14 protein-coding genes are annotated in these 16,854 nt (G+C 43.5%); 2 read left to right on the top strand and 12 right to left on the bottom strand.

Going from position 1 to position 16,854, the window contains the following annotated elements:
- Positions 1-46: 46 nt before the first annotated feature.
- The 6 genes from ABEB05_RS12205 to ABEB05_RS12180 all read right to left on the bottom strand — a co-directional run bounded on the left by ABEB05_RS12205 (position 47) and on the right by ABEB05_RS12180 (position 6,620).
- Positions 47-1,027 carry a glycoside hydrolase family 43 protein gene (locus ABEB05_RS12205; RefSeq protein WP_265790498.1) on the bottom strand — a complete coding sequence of 327 codons (981 nt, stop codon included), beginning with the start codon at positions 1,025-1,027 and terminating at the stop codon, positions 47-49.
- A 31-nt stretch (positions 1,028-1,058) separates the two neighbouring features.
- Complete coding sequence (locus tag ABEB05_RS12200; protein ID WP_265790496.1) at positions 1,059-2,429, bottom strand: dipeptidase; 1,371 nt, start codon at positions 2,427-2,429, stop codon at positions 1,059-1,061.
- 89 nt (positions 2,430-2,518) lie between these two features.
- Positions 2,519-3,313, bottom strand: coding sequence for an SH3 domain-containing protein (locus ABEB05_RS12195; protein ID WP_265790494.1), 795 nt, complete (start codon positions 3,311-3,313; stop codon positions 2,519-2,521).
- 3 nt (positions 3,314-3,316) lie between these two features.
- A complete protein-coding gene (locus ABEB05_RS12190; protein ID WP_265790492.1) occupies positions 3,317-5,095 on the bottom strand; it encodes a BatD family protein in 1,779 nt (592 codons plus the stop codon).
- Positions 5,079-5,801, bottom strand: coding sequence for a tetratricopeptide repeat protein (locus tag ABEB05_RS12185; protein WP_265790490.1), 723 nt, complete (start codon positions 5,799-5,801; stop codon positions 5,079-5,081). The genes ABEB05_RS12190 and ABEB05_RS12185 overlap by 17 nt, the downstream gene beginning before the upstream one ends.
- Positions 5,802-5,858: 57 nt before the next feature.
- Positions 5,859-6,620: a YebC/PmpR family DNA-binding transcriptional regulator gene (locus ABEB05_RS12180; RefSeq protein WP_265790488.1), complete on the bottom strand. Its 762-nt coding sequence runs from the start codon at positions 6,618-6,620 to the stop codon at positions 5,859-5,861.
- A gap of 225 nt (positions 6,621-6,845) precedes the next feature.
- Between ABEB05_RS12180 and bshA the strand changes: the two genes are divergently transcribed.
- Together bshA and ABEB05_RS12170 are read left to right on the top strand one after the other, a co-directional pair.
- On the top strand, positions 6,846-7,991 hold the full coding sequence (gene bshA / locus ABEB05_RS12175; protein ID WP_265790485.1) for an N-acetyl-alpha-D-glucosaminyl L-malate synthase BshA: 1,146 nt from the start codon (positions 6,846-6,848) through the stop codon (positions 7,989-7,991).
- Positions 7,992-8,021: 30 nt separating this feature from the next.
- Complete coding sequence (locus tag ABEB05_RS12170; RefSeq protein WP_265790483.1) at positions 8,022-8,912, top strand: DMT family transporter; 891 nt, start codon at positions 8,022-8,024, stop codon at positions 8,910-8,912.
- Positions 8,913-8,978: 66 nt separating this feature from the next.
- On the opposite strand, the gene ABEB05_RS12165 is transcribed toward ABEB05_RS12170, so the two are convergent.
- From ABEB05_RS12165 to ABEB05_RS12140, 6 genes are all read right to left on the bottom strand, one after another.
- Positions 8,979-11,294 (bottom strand): TonB-dependent receptor, encoded by a 2,316-nt coding sequence (locus ABEB05_RS12165; protein ID WP_265790481.1) that lies wholly within the window; start codon positions 11,292-11,294, stop codon positions 8,979-8,981.
- Between the two features lie 6 nt (positions 11,295-11,300).
- Positions 11,301-12,155 carry a hypothetical protein gene (locus ABEB05_RS12160; protein WP_265790479.1) on the bottom strand — a complete coding sequence of 285 codons (855 nt, stop codon included), beginning with the start codon at positions 12,153-12,155 and terminating at the stop codon, positions 11,301-11,303.
- Between the two features lie 129 nt (positions 12,156-12,284).
- On the bottom strand, positions 12,285-13,493 hold the full coding sequence (gene sucC, locus ABEB05_RS12155; RefSeq protein ID WP_265790477.1) for an ADP-forming succinate--CoA ligase subunit beta: 1,209 nt from the start codon (positions 13,491-13,493) through the stop codon (positions 12,285-12,287).
- A 187-nt stretch (positions 13,494-13,680) separates the two neighbouring features.
- Positions 13,681-14,697, bottom strand: a complete 1,017-nt coding sequence (locus ABEB05_RS12150; protein ID WP_265790475.1) for a TolB family protein — start codon at positions 14,695-14,697, stop codon at positions 13,681-13,683.
- A 184-nt stretch (positions 14,698-14,881) separates the two neighbouring features.
- Positions 14,882-15,430 carry a D-glycero-alpha-D-manno-heptose-1,7-bisphosphate 7-phosphatase gene (locus ABEB05_RS12145; protein ID WP_265790473.1) on the bottom strand — a complete coding sequence of 183 codons (549 nt, stop codon included), beginning with the start codon at positions 15,428-15,430 and terminating at the stop codon, positions 14,882-14,884.
- 202 nt (positions 15,431-15,632) lie between these two features.
- On the bottom strand, positions 15,633-16,670 hold the full coding sequence (locus tag ABEB05_RS12140; protein WP_265790471.1) for a porin: 1,038 nt from the start codon (positions 16,668-16,670) through the stop codon (positions 15,633-15,635).
- Positions 16,671-16,854 lie beyond the last annotated feature (184 nt).

Raw genomic sequence — 16,854 nt, 5'->3', positions numbered from 1 at the left:
CTATTTATGGGTAATATCTCAAACGGCTAAAAAAGGACTGGACTGTTTATTGCAAGCTCCGCTTTTTAACGCCTTCGAAGGTGATGGTTACCGGTTTGATGCGTCCATTTTCATTAAATTCTAGCTTGTCGATGGAAGTTACCCGATGATTAGGATCAGTCTCGTCCAGCGGTCGCCGATGATAAACAATATACCATTCGTCTTCTTCCGGCACTTTAATCAGCGAATGGTGTCCGGCGCCGGTGGCTACCGAAGGATCCTGTTTAAGCACTACTCCAATCCGCTCAAAAGGTCCGAATGGAGAATCAGCAATAGCATAGGCTACTTGGTAATTGGGGCCGCCCCATCCGCCTTCCGACCACATAAAATAATATTTGCCATCTCGGATAAACATAAACGAACCTTCAACATATCCTTCCGGAGTAATCTCCTTGAATACCGTGCCATCATCGTAGGGTTCAAAGCCAGTAAAATCGTCCTTTAGTTTCACGATGTTGCAGTGTCCCCATCCACCGTAAATCATATAGTATTGACCATCTTTATCCTGAAATACGAACTGGTCGATTGGTTGTGCGCCATTATGGAATTTATCCAGCAGCGGCTCTCCTAAATAATCTTTATAGGGACCGCCCGGTTTATCAGAAACGCCAACGCCAATACCACCCATTTGCTCGTTATTTTGGATGTCGTTGGCTGCAAAAAAGAGAAAGTATTTGTCGTCTTTTTGGATGATAGACGGAGCCCACATAGCGCTGTCGGCCCAGGCCACGGCAGCTGTATCGATAATCTGCTCGTGTTTGGTCCAATTGACTAAATCCGGGGAAGAGAAAGCATCCATATGTACCTGTTGGGCATAGGGAGCCGAAAAAGTGGGAAAAATCCAATACTGATCTCCAAAAACAGTGCCTTCGGGATCGGCATACCATCCATCGAATACGGGATTGCCGGCTCGTTCGATATCTTGTTCTTGAGCAAATAATGATCCTGAATACAGGAGAAAAATGAAGAGGAGAATGCTCTTTTTCATAATGGATTTTGATTTTGATAAGGAGTTCGATTTAACCATAGTCAGGCAGTACCTCAAAGAACTTGGCCGAAGTTTGTATGCCGCGATAGAAGTCTTTAAGTGCAAACTTTTCATTGGGAGAGTGAATAGCATCGCTGTTTAAGCCAAATCCCATTAAAATAGACTGTGCTCCCAAAATTTTTTGGAAGTCAGCGACGATGGGGATGGATCCACCTTCACGGCTAAACAGTGGTTCTTTATTATATACTTCCTCGAAAGCTTCGGCTGCCGCTTTTAATCCATAGAAAGAGAGGTCGGTCATGGCCGGATGTCCGCCGTGGTGTTTCGTAACGGTAACCGAGACCGTTTCTGGTGCAATGGATTCTACATGCTCTTTAAAAAGTTGGGCAATATTTTTGGGATCCTGATCGGGAACTAAACGCATGCTTATCTTAGCCCCGGCTTTGGATGGAAGTACTGTTTTGGCCCCTTCGCCCTGGTAGCCGCTCCAAAGTCCGTTAACGTCAAGAGTAGGACGTGCAGAGGCCCGTTCCAGGGTACTGTAGCCCTTTTCACCGTGTAATTTTTTAAGTCCGAGGTCGTTTTTATACTTTTCTTCGTCAAAGGGAAGTTTGCTATAGGCTTCACGTTCCTCTTCCGAAAGTACTTTCACTTTATCATAGAAATTCGGAATCTGGATGACACCGTTATCATCTTTCAGTTTGGCTATAATTTCTGCAAGTGCATTGGCTGGATTTTTAACAGCGCCCCCATAAACACCGGAGTGTAAATCGCGGTTGGGCCCTGTAACTTCAACTTCCATATACGCCAGTCCCCGTAATCCATAGGTAATAGAAGGAGTATCTTCAGCAAACATTGCGGTATCAGATATTAAGACCATATCGCAGGAGAGCAACTCTTGGTGCGATTCAATAAAGGGTACTAAATTTGGAGAGCCGACCTCTTCCTCTCCCTCAAAAATAAACTTAATATTTACGGGAAATTCTTTGCCTGATTTCTGATACGCTTCAAGCGCTTTTACATGAGTAAATGACTGACCCTTATCGTCACTGGCACCCCGTGCATAAATATCTCCTTCCCGGACCGTAGGTTCAAAAGGCTGGGTCTTCCATAAGTCTAATGGGTCGGGGGGCTGGACATCGTAATGCCCGTAAACCAGAACTGTTGGCTTTGAATGATCAGTTTCCAGTTCACCGTAGACAATAGGATTACCGTCTGTTTCAAAAAGTTCTACCCGATCGAGGTTGAGTGACTTGAGGTTTTTGATCAAAAAATTAGCAGCGTTTCGAACATCTTCTTTATGTTCAGAGCTGGTACTGATACTAGGAATCCGTAAGAATTCGAAAAGCTCGTCCTTAAACTGTTCCTTATGGTCAGTAATGTAATCAGATACATCAGACATAAAATAGAGAAGTTAATTTTTAGAATAATGATTCGTAATTCTATTTGAATATATCAATATAAATAGATGCGGAAATTTGCAATAGCAGTTCAAAGCACACGAATTTCTTCGGTAGGAATCCATCCGTAAAGGCCATTGCTCATTCGAACATAGCTCCAGTTGGATTGTTGCTCGCTTTTTCGATGGTCAACCGTAAAAGTATAGCCTTCATAGGCTTGGCTAACCAAAGAGGCCTCCGAATTTGGATTTTCGACAACAGCGGTTTGTTGTGTAACCATAACAGCTGTACTATACCGCTGATCTACATAATAGGTATAGAATCCCACGGTCATAATAAATATCGAAAGACCAATAATAATAAGGCTGCTTTGGCGAAGGTATTGTGACAGCCGACCCATAAACCAATGTCCAATAAAAAATAGAACGCCAATATTTAATAGTAAAATCCCGACTCCAACTAGGGTTACGGCCCCGATCTTTTCTTGCAGCCATTCGGTAGCTCTGTCCCAGGGAAGTTTTGGAAGCGTTGCGGATTGTCGGCTGAATTGTCTATTTACATATTCCAGTGCCTGGTTAGCTTTGTCATGGGTTTCTTCAAATTCGGTAGATTTTAAATAGTAATATTTTGCCTTGCCAAGCGAATCCATACGCTGATAAGTGACTCCCATATTCAGGAAAAGCGCTCCCGACCATTGTTGATCGTATTCGAGTTGCTGATAGAGTGACAGGGCTTCCTGCAATTCACCGGATGATAAATGTTCATTAGCCTGATCAAAGACCGATTGCGGACTTTGAACGGCGCTGCACATAACTGGTGTCAAAATCAATACCAGGATGGCGGCAGCTATCATACCAATAATATTTCGATCAACAGATATATTCACAGGCTATAATACTTTTTTCAATTTATCCAGGGTGCTTTGTGCCAACCCTACGTGAGATTTAAGATATTCGTGGGAAGTAGAGGGAGCATAACTGATGGAAGCACATTTGTCGAGGAGCATACGAATGTTTTTGACAAGCTCTTTATCGATATTCTCCTTTTGAAGTGCTTCTATAATATCACTGTTGGAAAGGCCGGCTTCCGGAAGATTTAACCGGTCACTGATAAACCCTATTATCGCTTTTTGGAGCATATTATAGGCATCCTTAATATTTCCTTCCTCGGAAAGAGTGATTGCATCTTCAAGCCGCTGGTCTGCCTTGTCAGAAGCTTTCTTAGACCGGGCAAAAGCGCGATCCGTCTGCATTTTGTCGATATATGATTTCTGCCGGTAAGCAACTGCTAATAGAATGATCGGGATAATGATTCCCGCCCAAAACCACCAATAAGAAAGCAGCGATTGACTAGTAGGTACAGACCAGCTGGCAAGTCCGGTGACGGGAGCTACCGGCAATGACTGGTTATTGTTATCCACGGCAACTCGATCAGGATTTCGTTCAATAGCGATATTAAGAGCGGGAAGCGTTTGGGTAGCGTAAGAATTTTGCGAGGGATTGTAGTAGGCGATCTCCTTTTCCGGAATTGTATAATTTCCGGCTGAACGGGCAATAATTACATCGGTAAATGTTTTGGTACCACTGATACGTCCATTACGTCTGTTAATATTTTCATTTTCCTGGGGCTCGTAGACCTCAATACCATCTGGCAGCGTATACTCAGGTTTCGAAATGAGAGGTATATTCCCGGTCCCGCTTATGCGAGTCGTGATTTCAATAGATTCTCCTTCAATCGCGTTGCGGGTGCTGATGCTTCGTGATATATCAAAATTGCCTACTGCTCCAAAATATATTTCCTCTCCAATGTCAGGTAGCGGTTGTACATTGAGGGCAACGGGATCCGTTTCCAGCTCAACCTGTCGTTGATTACTACCGAATCCTCCAAAAAAACTACTAAAGGAATCTTCCCGTGAACGGCTGGATCGTACCGATACGACAATTTCATAGGGACTTATCTCGAGCTCGCCACTTTTGGTAGGGAATACCGCAAATTGTAACAATCGCGCTTTCCGATAACGCACCCCATTTAAAATGGTCGAAGTCGCCTGTGGGCGTTCGCTGTTTTCCAGTTCCTCTTTCCAAAAGCCTTCTGCTTTCCAGCCAGGAATAGGCTGATAGGAGTTTACTTCCAATCCATCCCTAAAATATAGCACTACATCGGCCACCACTTGCTGGCCCTGTATGGGTTGCTGGTCAGAAACCTCTAGCCGGAGAAAAATTTCGGGCCGGTCATCGCCGGAAGAGCGGGCTGATTCATTACGATTTATGATCTCAACGCTAATGGGATTGGTCGAATGCTGTTTGCCGTCGATGGTAATAGGAATAGAGGGGATCTCAAAGGTTCCTTCCTGCTGGGCTATTAATTGATAACTATAGGTATATGAGGTACTGCTCTGGCCATTAATATATTGATAGCTTCTGGAGGTAGACGGAGTATTACTCAGCAACCGCATGCCTTCAAATTCCGGAAGTTCAGGCCGGGATATATCGCTAAAATCACCACTGATTTGGATTGAAAGCTGTATGCGTTCGCCGGTATAGCTGGTATTTTCAGAAACCGTAGCCACAACCGTAACATCCGATTGTGCCACCACCTGTAACGAAAGGAAGGTCAGCAGTACAGCCGCAGAACCCAGTATCCGGCAAAAATTACCAATCTTTTTCATTTTTGTTATCGGTGGACTCTACTTTCTGTTTCTTAAATTCTTTCATCAATTCTTTTTCCTTCTGTTCTAGGGCTTTTAAAATTTGTTCAGCCTCGGCCTGAGTCATCTGGCTCTGCCGCTGTTGGGGCTGTTGATCCTGATTTTGTTCCTGCTCACCTTGCTGGCCTTGTTTATCTTGGTTCTGCTGCGAATTATTCTCTTGGTTTTGTTGATTCTTTTTCTGCTGTTGATTCTGATCTTGCTGCTGCTGATTGTTTTTATTCTGTTGGTTCTGCTGTTGATCCTGATTCTGGTTTTGCTGCTGTTGTTTCAGGGCCAGCTCGTAATTATGTTTGGCATCTTCATCATCAGAAAGATATCGCAGTGATTTTTTATAGTACTCTACGGCTTTATCCCACTGTTTTTGTTCAGCCAGGATATTCCCAATATCGTAATTCGCCATAGCACGGCGTTCTTCATCGTCAGTCATGTTTTTAAACTGTTCAAAGGTCCGGACTGCTTCCTGACTGTTGCCGGCCTTGGCTTGGGCGCTGGCTAGATTATAGTAAAGTTTTGCGTTTTCAGGATCCTCATCAATAGCTTTTTTATAAAGGGTGATCGCCTCTTCATAGTTTCCATTATTATAGGCTTCATTTGCCTTGCGGGCATCTTCCAATGAAGCTCCCATTAATAGGAAAGCCAATATGGTAATAAGAATATATCTCATAATACTATCCGTTTTTTGAGGGAAGATAACGAAACACTCCCCCGATAAATTGTCGCATCAATCCATTTGTTCGGCAATAGCCAGTGTTTCTTCATCCATTTTCATGTTAGTAAACACATCGGATACGTCATCATTATCCTCAAATTTATCCATCAGCTTGAAATTAGATTCTGCTACGTCCGCTTCAACCTTTACTTCGGTCATAGGAATGCGAATCAGTTCAGCTGATTCAATTTCATATTCCATCTCTTCCAGCTCGTCTCGGACATCATACATAGTTTCTCGACCGGTTGTTACGTTAAAAAACTCTCCTTCTGTATCAATTTCTTCAGCACCGGCATCAATGGCATTGAGCATAAACTCTTCTTCATCGTGGTCTTCTTCTTTTACGCGGATCATTCCTTTTTGTTCAAACAGATAACCAACCGAACCATCAGTACCGAGATTTCCACCATGTGAGGTAAAAATATGGCGAATTTCACCAACGGTACGATTATAATTGTTGGTTGTCACTTCAATAAAATAGGCAATACCGCCGGGACCATAGCCCTCATAAGTAGCATCTTCATAACGGCCATCGCCTTCGTCAAGCTCACCGGTCCCTTTTTTAATAGCGCGTTCAATATTATCTTTGGGGACATTATCGCTTTTGGCGTTGTCGATAGCCGTATCCAGTCGGGGATTCATTTCCGGATCACCGCCGCCTTCGCGGGCCGCAACAGATATTTCACGCAGGTGCTTATTAAATATTTTTGCTCGTTTTTTGTCTTCTTTGGCCTTTTTATGCTTTATATTAGACCACTTGGAATGTCCTGCCATAATATTGAATATATCTGGTTGTGAATGTATGACAAAAGTAAAAAGAAATCGTATTTCGTACGATCTCCACAAGATCTATAATATAACAGATAGCTGGCTTTACACCTAATATATCGAAGTACGGAAATGAGGAAGGGTATTTTTTTGTTAGCTAATCAAAAGTGGTAATAATTGCTATTTGGATAGCGTTTAAAAATAAACCATAGATAGAAAGACTTTTTTAGTATGAATATAGGAATCGTATGTTATCCTACCTTTGGTGGGAGTGGGGTTGTGGCAACAGAACTGGCGAAGGGATTAGCCCAGCGAGGGCATAGCGTACATATTTTGAGCTATGACCGTCCGGCGCGTCTGGATACTTTTCAGACCAATATTTCCTACCACGAAGTGAATATGAACACCTATCCGCTTTTTGAATATCCCCCCTACGATTTAGCCTTGGCAAATCAGATGGCCAATCTCATTGAATATGAAAAGATTGATGTGTTGCATGTCCACTATGCGATTCCTCATGCTACCAGTGCTTATTTGGCAAAGCAGATATTAGGTGAAAAAGCGGCTCACGTACCTCTCATTACTACGCTACACGGTACGGATATCACTATTGTGGGCAGCGATCCCAGCTATAAAAGCGTAGTTGACTTCTCAATTAATCAGAGCGATGGCGTTACTGCAGTATCTAAATATCTACGGGATGAAACCTACGAACGATTCGATATTAAGAAAGAAATTGAGGTTATTCCGAATTTTATTGATCTCGACCGTTTTAAAAAGTCCAATAAAAATCATTTTAAAAGAGCTATTTGTCCCAATGGAGAAAAGGTAGTGGTGCATGTATCTAACTTCAGGGAAGTAAAGCGTGTCCCCGAAGTGGTTACTACATTTGATTATATTCTCAAAAATGATATAGATGCAAAGCTGCTGTTGGTAGGTGATGGCCCCGACCGTCAGCGTGCTGAGCAACGATGTCGTGAGTTAGGAATATGTAATCACGTTCGATTTTTGGGTAAACAGGATCAGGTGGAAGAAGTGCTTTCTATTGCAGACCTTTTCCTGATTCCATCCGGTTCTGAGACTTTCGGGCTGGCGGCGCTTGAAGCCATGAGTTGTTCGGTACCGGTAGTCAGTTCCAATATTGGTGGGCTTCCAGAAGTGAATATACACGGAGAAACTGGTTATCTGTGCGCCTTGGATGACACTGAATGTATGGGACGCTATTCTGTCGATATTTTATCGAATCCAAAATTGCACAAAAGGATGGCTAAAAATGCACGGAAAAGGGCTGAACAATTTGAGATGAGCACGATTATAGAAACTTACGAGGAATATTACGAGAAATGTAAAAAGGAACTTCAGGCTCAATTGGCTTAGCTGAATATCCATTCTTCGCACTTCTTTTAAATGGGAAACAATACCTCGTTACACGCATTTGCTTATATTATTTTGGGTGCAACCCTGGTAAGCTTCACTTCCGTTTTGGTGGAGCTCGCTCACACGGGACCTACAGTATCTGCTTTTTACCGCATGTTTTTTGGTGGGATTATACTACTGGGTATTTCTCTTTTTCGACAAGATCGTCTCTGGATCAGTTTCAAAGGGTTAGGCATTCCTTTTCTGTGTGCTCTCTTTTTCAGTATGGATCTGTTTTTCTGGCACCGCAGTATTATTTACGTGGGACCGGGTTTGGCGACTATTCTGGGAAATATGCAGGTGTTCTTTGTGGCCTTATTTGCGGTCTGGCTGCTAAAGGAAAAACTTAGCTGGCAATTGATGGCTGCGATACCGACCGCCGTTGTTGGATTATTCCTAATTGTACGAACTGGTTGGGGGCAGCAGGACGGGGCGATTAAGTTAGGAGTCCTTTATGGAATATTGACGGCTCTTTGTTATGCCTTGTATATTCTCACTTTGCGGAAGTCCCGCTCGGATGGCAATGAGAATCTTTTCTCTATATTTTCCAATATGAGCTGGATCTGTTTGCTATCGGCGCTGTTACTGGGAATTACAGTGGTAGTTGAACCGGGAGCCGGCTTTGCAATTCCTGATTTACAGACGTGGGGCGCGTTGCTGGGACTCGGAATTGTAGGACAGGTTTTTGGATGGGTTCTAATATCCAAAGGATTGCCTGATGTAAATGCTTCTGTTGCCGGACTGGCTATCTTGCTCCAGCCAGCTTTGGCCTTTATATGGGATATTCTCTTTTTTGATCGTCCTACAACAACTCTGGAATATGTAGGGGCAGTCATTGTGTTGGCAGGTATCTACATCGGGTTTACGGGACGGAAGGAGTAGGGAAATTCAACCGTTTAATAAATGAAGGTTAGTGATATTCTAATTCCCATACCATAAGCAGCTTCCCTATTGGAATTCATAATTCACAGCAAGATATGGCAAGAAGGGGAGCTGATTAAACTGCTGATGATTGTACACATCATAGTAGAAGAGGTTGGTTTGATTATAGGTATTTATTGCTCCTCCTCTAAGAGTGAGCTGGTTGTTTTGAAAGTGAAAACTACGCTTCAGGGAAAGATCAAGGCGGTGGAAGGAAGGCATGCGCGCGTTGTTGGGCTTTTCGATAATAACGCGGGTTGTACCGTGTTCTCGTTTGACATCGGGTAGTTTTTCTTCGAATCTAAGGAGTTCGTCAAATCCCATCGGACTACTGAAGGGAAGTCCGCTACCGAATTGCCAGTTAATAGCTGCCGAAAAGGAGTTTATATCGAGATTTAGCTGGGCAGTAAGCTGATGGCGCCGGTCGTGGCTCGGATGATACTTTTGAGAAGAGGTACCAAACCAGTATTCAAATTGTTCTTGCCTTGTCTCGTACTCTGTATGGGAATACCCGTATCCGATAAAAGCGTGCAAGGAATTTCTGGCGTATTCCAGTCGAAGATCGCTGCCATACGAAACGCCATCTGCCATGGCTAAATCAGTGGTGAAACGGGCAAAATTACTCCAAACGGATACCGGTAGCCGATCTAATTTCTTATAATAAGCTTCCGCAGAAATATTGAGTCCATTTTGCCATGATTGGTTCCACCCTGCCAAGAAATGAATAGCCTCCATTTGGGCATTGCCTACCGGGGATGGCATCCATGCTGTAAATATTGAGCCGGCATCCCGCCGCCCCGTAACACCTGTAATTGGTTGTAAATAACGTCCAACTGCGGCATGAAACGATTGCTCCTCGTTTCCCCAAGGCTGCCACGAAAGCCGAAATCGTGGCTCCAGGCTTACGGGATAGTTATGTCTGTGATAAGACAGAACCAGGCCGGGTTTGGCTTCAACGTTATTGCCGATGGGGATGGTAGATTGTACAAAAGTCCCTAAACTCGGGAATAGTTCAGAACCGGTTTGCGGCCCTCCAAACTGCTCACTCATATCATAGTTGAGCGAATTAACATGCAAGAATCCACCATAATCAAATCGAATAGAACCAGAATATTGCGTGAGTTTTATATCGAGATTAAAGCGGGTAGCTTTGGCGAAGCGTTCCGGATTCTCCGCGCTTCCGGCTCCATTTGCTATATGAGAAATTCCTGCATTCATATCAAAAAGGAGGTCTGACTCTTCAGGAAGTACCACGCATCGTCCTCCAAACACCATGTTTCGCCAGTTGAAAATGTCATCTTCAACCGGATCGAGTTTGCCCCGGTCGTAGGTATGCATACCCATCATAGAACAGCGGGAGTTACCTTCACCGAAGAAGCTCATTTTTAGGTATTGGCTTTCAAAATGAAGGGGTTGTTCTTCGCCAAGGAGTGTAGGACTCGTTTGCTCGATAAGCGAGCGGCGTGTGGAGGCAATCCAGGAAGACTTGCCTTTTTTGAGTGGTCCTTCAACAACTATTTCTCCCAAAAGAGGACTCAGAGATGCCGATCCTTTGGTGTTATTTCGGTCACCATCTTTCATTTTAACATCTATAACTGAGGAGATACGTCCGGCATATTGTGACCCAAACCCACCGGCATAAAAGTCAGCTCCCGAGACCAATTTTTCTGGGAAGACAGAGAAGAAACCGAGTATATGAAAAGGTTTGTAGATTAGCGTTCCATCTACCAGAACCATGTTTTGGGTCGGAGTGCCACCCCGTATAAACAATTGTCCTCCGCGGTCCCCGGTGGATACAACGCCCGGAAGCGTCTGGATGTAGCTGGCCAGATCTCCACTACCCGCGGGAGTCGGAACTCGTCCTAAATCGCTTGCGGATAGTTGTTGCCGCCCTGCTTCTACCTGTGTGGTTTGCTCAAGTGAGACAACCACTTCCTCTAGCTCTTCGGTATCCGGCTGCAAGCTGATGTTTATATTTTGGCGATCGTTTTCTTTTAGGGAAAGAGTATCTTCATAGGGCATGTGTCCTACAAAAGTAATGCGGAGCAGGTAGGTATCGGGATGAATATTACCGATTTGATAGAAACCATTACCGTCGGTTGCTATTCCATGGAGGGTTTCATCTGAAAGGTTTTTCAGGAGAATATTTGCACCTTCAAGCGGCTGTCCGCTGGCAGAATCAGTTATGATACCCTGTATGGAAGCTTGTTGTGCCTTTACATTTGGTATACCCCAAAGGGTAAGGTAGAAGATAATCAGAATAAAAAATATTCCTGACTTAGCAGTCCTTCCCCTTTGTTGATTACAATACCCAGTACTCAGTATATACTTTAGCTTGGTCATGTGCATTTATTTAATCAGGGGACAAGGAGTGCGTTTTAGGTTGTTGTTAAAGCAACTTCGATAAGGGATTGTTTTGCTGACTATGCCAGCCACATAACCTACTCCATTTTCTACATTAGATACTCCCCCCGGAAAGGTGATAGTTATTTCATCTATGGTTGCAAAATCCGGAAATTCATTGGTTGCAGCAGCTACAAATATTTTTAGATCTTCATTGGGGATTGCATCGAGGGTTGTCCCGATAGATTCATAATTTATCCACGGTTGAATGAGTACTTGATAGGATCTATCAGGGACTACAACGGTATCTTTTATGAAATTTATAGTGGAGCGTTGATCTTGGGTTTGATGAATAACCTGAGCATCCACCAATTTTTCAATATCTTTAATATCTATTCTATCGGGAGTGAAATCGTCCGGTTCCCAGATATAGGCAATGGGAGTGGGATAGTCTGTGGGCAAAGTGATGGTGGTATGGCTTGCTGCACCATCGGATCGTTCTGCTTTTAGGCGATACGTTCTAGACGGCTCCAGTGGCTGGGTTGTCCAGAAATTATGGGCATATCGATTATTGGAAAAGTGAAAAAGAGAGTCGTTCAGTGTTATAGTTTTCCCGGTTTCTAGCTCTTCCAATGTAACGGTGGCATCTATTTCGTGCGGCTGGTGCAGCAGAGAATCCCGCACGGGCATTATGCGAACCCATTGAGTATCGGCAGAGGCATCAAGATAACCGAACATGGAGAAGTAATAGCGACTATTCTCTTGGTGAGGCTCAAAAGATGAATCGCATCCTGAGAGTAATAATAGAGCCCCCAACAGGCAGTAGACCAATCGAATATATATGGAGGAAAAAAATTTCAAAGGGTATTACATTGTTATTAGGGCATTAGATGAATTAAAAAAAGAAGTTACTAATTGCAAATGAAAGGAAATAAAAAAGGGACGCGATTTATCGCGTCCCTTGGGTGTAAATAAGAAGGATTGTTTGGATTACGCCGCCAGCACCTTGGAAACTTCTTCCGCAGCATCTTTAAGCAGCACGGCAGAGATGACATTCAAGTCTGAATTGTCAATGATCTCCTTCGCTTCCTCGGCATTGGTTCCCTGCAGGCGGACGATAATGGGTACATCCTGAACCTTCTCTGCGATTTCAGGATCTTTGACCGCTTCAATGACTCCATTTGCTACACGGTCGCATCGTACAATTCCACCAAAAATATTAATCAAAATCGCTTTCACGTTTTTATCTTCAAGGATAATACGGAAGCCGTTTTTCACGGTTTCCACATTGGCGCTTCCGCCCACATCCAGGAAGTTAGCCGGATCGCCGCCGGAAAGCTTGATGATATCCATGGTCGCCATGGCAAGTCCCGCACCGTTGACCATACAACCAACATTACCGTCGAGCTTAATATAATTCAGCCCGTATTCGGAAGCTTCAAGCTCTACCGGATTTTCTTCCGATTTATCACGCAGTTCCTCAATTTCCGGGTGGCGGAAGAGCGCGTTGTCATCAAAAGTCATCTTGGCATCGAGGGCCATCACATCGCCAGAGGGAGTGAGTACCAGCGGGTTGATTTCGACCATATTTGCATCGGTTTCTTCATAGCACTTATACAATGCCATGATAAATTTCACGGCTTTTTTAAAGGCATCGCCTTCGAGCCCGAGGGCAAAAGCGAGACGGCGTGCCTGGTTGTGTTGCAGGTCCATACCCGGTTCTATCCATTCCTTGATAATTTTGTCGGGTGTTTCTTCAGCAACTTTTTCGATTTCCACTCCGCCTTCGGTAGATACCATAATTACATTCTTGCTCTTTGAGCGGTCGAGCAGAATACCGAGATAGAACTCCTGCTCAATATCGACGCCATCAGTTACATAAATACGCTGAACCTTCTGACCCTCTTCTCCGGTTTGTTTGGTAACCAGTACATCACCAAGCAGCGATTCGGCGGCATCACGGACTTCATCAATGGTATCGCAGAGAATAACACCGCTGACTCCACTGTTTTTCGTTTTCCCTTTGCCGCGTCCACCGGCATGGATTTGGGCTTTTACGACAAATAGTGTAGCGCCATCCGCTTTCATTTCTTCAGCAGCTTTTACGGCCTCATCTGCCGAGGTTGCCGAAACGCCTGCTGGCACGGCTACATCATATTTTTTTAGTAAATCCTTCGCTTGATACTCATGAATTTTCATAACGACAATCTGTATGGTTAAATGTTACTGCAAGGTTTTAAAGTGGTCAACTGTAATCCGAAGTCCGACCGATGATAAATATAGTACGGTATAATTCGATCGCTTAATATAACAAATGAATGGCAAGAAATTCAGCCGGATATATAATTAGTAATTTAGTTATACCGGAAAGGTCTTGAATTATGAACTATTGGTATCGGTTGATTTTTATTTTTCTCAAATCTGTTCCGTCTTTGTTCATGATATAGATTTCATCCGGACCGGAACGATCGGAACAAAACAGAATTTCTTGTCCGTTGGGCGACCAAGAAGCGTAGTAATCTTTTGCAGAATGAGCAGTAAGCTGCTTCATGGTTTTATTCCTAATATCGATAGTGAAAAGATCGAAGCTTCCGAAGCGATTGGAGGTAAAAAGGAGAGTGTGTCCATCCGGCGCCCATTGCGGTCCGAGATCAAAATGAGGATCGGTTGTAAGTTGCCTTTGATTTGAACCGTCTTTATCCATGACATACAGGTCAAAGTTGTCATTGCGATCAGAAGAAAAGGCGATTTTTTCACCATCAGGTGACCAGACCGGATCTACTTCATAGGAATGGGGAGAGTAGGTGAGTCGTGTTTGATTACGCCCGTCGGGTTCCATAGTATAAATTTCGAAATTGCCATCCCGGTCTGTTAAGAATAAAATATCTTTACCGCTGGGCGAAAAGAAGGGGTAAACATCGGTCGCTTCATTGGAGGTCAGTTTTCGTATATCCTTTGCTCTGTAGTTGCGGAGATAGATTTCCATATCACCGTCTTCACTGGAATGATAAAGCAGATTCTGGCTATCCGGCGACCATGAAGGCAGGTCTCCATCACGTGCCGAACTGATGGGAAACTGCTCCGATTTCTTGCTGGCATGGCGCATATCATAATACTGCTCCCGCTCTCTTTCTGAGAAATAGGCGATATAATTACCATTGGGTGACCAGGCCGGATAGTAATCATTGGCAGGATGGGAGCTCACCTGCCGGATTTCCTTCCTGCGTAAGTTGATTGAAAAAATATCAAAATTGTCTTCAATTGCTGTTGCAAAAGCGATGTGTTGTCCGTCGGGTGACCAGTATGGGTGGATATACGAGAGCGTGTCCGAATTTTGCGGCTGGCACACTGCTGCTTTACTACTTAACAGCAAGAAGATGAGAACTACGAGTGATTGTTTCATATTTGCCTCCCCTACTTTTATTACTTTAAGAGTAATAAAAAAGAGAGATTAAATCACTTTTTATAGGGGATAACAGACTCTTGGCCGCTTTATAAACAAATTTGGTGTTTGAAAGCCAGAAGAAAAGACTGTTTCCCATACAGAATGTCTTAAATATCATTTCTTGTAGACATTCTGCAGAAGCTTAGTCAAGAGTCTGGATAGCATCAAAGAGCGTGTTGTGTCGGACAAGGTTGTGTTTCTCGAGCCATCGCCCATCCTGATTGGCTTCGTGGCGGGAGCGTATAAAGAAGGGAGTCATTCCCAGCTCAATAGCCGGTTTGAGATCTGTTATTTTATCTCCGGCCATATATGATTTACTAAAATCGATATTATGCTTTTGGGCGGCTTTTTCAAACATGCCCGTACCGGGTTTGCGGTCTTCGGGCGCATATTCCTTGTCGGGGTCGTGCGTGGGATGGTGAGGAGCATAATACCAGCCGTCAATGGAGATATTTTGTTCAGCAAGTTGTTTATCGGCCCATTTGTGCAAGCTTTGAACCTGTTCTTCGGTATACCTGCCCCGGGCAATACCCGACTGATTAGTGACGACAATAATCTTATAGCTGTGGTTCTGTATCCATTGCAAAGCTTTAATTGCATTATCGCACCAGGTCCATTCTTCGGGACGGTGTACATAGTTATAGTCTACATTAATGGTTCCGTCGCGATCCAGAAAAAAAGCTTTATTCATGTCAGAAAAATCAATTAACCATAAGTAAGCCTAAAGAAACATATTTACGATTAACCCCGCAATTACTTTTTGTGGATACGATATTTGAGGGGTAGTGAATACTGTTTTAAAAATGAAAAGGCCGTTGCAGACCCTCCAATTAAGGAGGAAGCAACGACCTTTTCCGGCTATCATCCGGCTATCAGATGAAATTGTATGAAGTTTAAAATCCTACCTGAAGGATAGCCAAAAAGTTTGAGTATTCGATACTATCGTTGGTTGGTAATACGTAATTTAGCTTTAGCTTTGTAAAGCTGTTGGGGGTATGGTTGAAGCCAACAAGAATCTGCTCTGTATCCTGAGTTAAATTATCTCCTTCAAAAGCATCCCATCGAATCAACAGGCGGCTGCTGTCTGTGACTAAATATCCTGCTGTGAAATAATAGCCATAGGGATTACTATCGGGACCAACGTCTGGATTTCGCCATCCGTGAATAAACTCACCGTCCAGCAGTAGCTTATTCTGGGTAAGGCTGGCGTATGTTGTAAGAAGAGTTTGTTTTCCTATATACCCCGTGGACAAGTTCCCGGCTCCCGGTGCGTCTTTTGTCTCATGTGCAATGCTGACTCCAAGTTTTGTTTGGTTGCTGTCGTCGCCCAGATAGCTTTCGATTCGACCAACGTATAGAAATTTATTGTCATCATTGCTATTGCCACTGTAATTATTGCCATTAAAAATACCGCCCGTAAAACGGAATGTTTTTTCGGAAGTATAGGTATCGATCTGAAAACCTACCTGTCGCTTGGTCCCCAATTGATTAACTACGGTAGATCGGCTTGCAAAGAGAATTGATCCCGCTCCGGTCAGGTATTCATGCGTAAAGGGCGATTTAAAAATTCCGCCTTTGATTGAGAAGTTAACCGTTGGTTTGTAATAAACGTTTGCATCCAGGATAGAAGGACTCTTCAACATAGTTGCCTGGAGGTTATACCCAAACTGGTTGTCAAATATGCCAGATATTTTAAATCGACCTTTGGATGCCTTGAATCCATTATAACCGGCCATTCTTTCCGGTTGAAAGTCTGCCAGGCCCTGCACTAACAGACCAAAAGAAAAATAATCGTTTTTAAGGTTTTCCTGCAGCTGCTTAAGCTGACCATCTTGGGATTTATGTTCCTGAGCATAGCTCAATGCTGTGAGAGCAAAAGTAAATAGAGCTACTGAAAAAAGATGTCTCAAAAGGTATTTCAAGGTATGCATGATGTAGCGTAGTTAAATGTATTTAAAATTACAGGTAGAATAATTGACCCTTGGTTTGTATTGCTATTTGTCACCATGCTTATCGTATAGAATGGATAATTCTTAAGTATGAACTTTCACAAAGTTAGGGGTGGCTACGTAAAATAGAGAAGCTGGGAATCCATTAGTCTAATTGGAATTGAAT

This window comes from Fodinibius salicampi (assembly GCF_039545095.1).
Taxonomy (GTDB): domain Bacteria; phylum Bacteroidota; class Rhodothermia; order Balneolales; family Balneolaceae; genus Fodinibius; species Fodinibius salicampi.
Note: the sequence above shows the minus strand (reverse complement) of the source record. Positions and strands in the feature narration are given on the sequence as shown.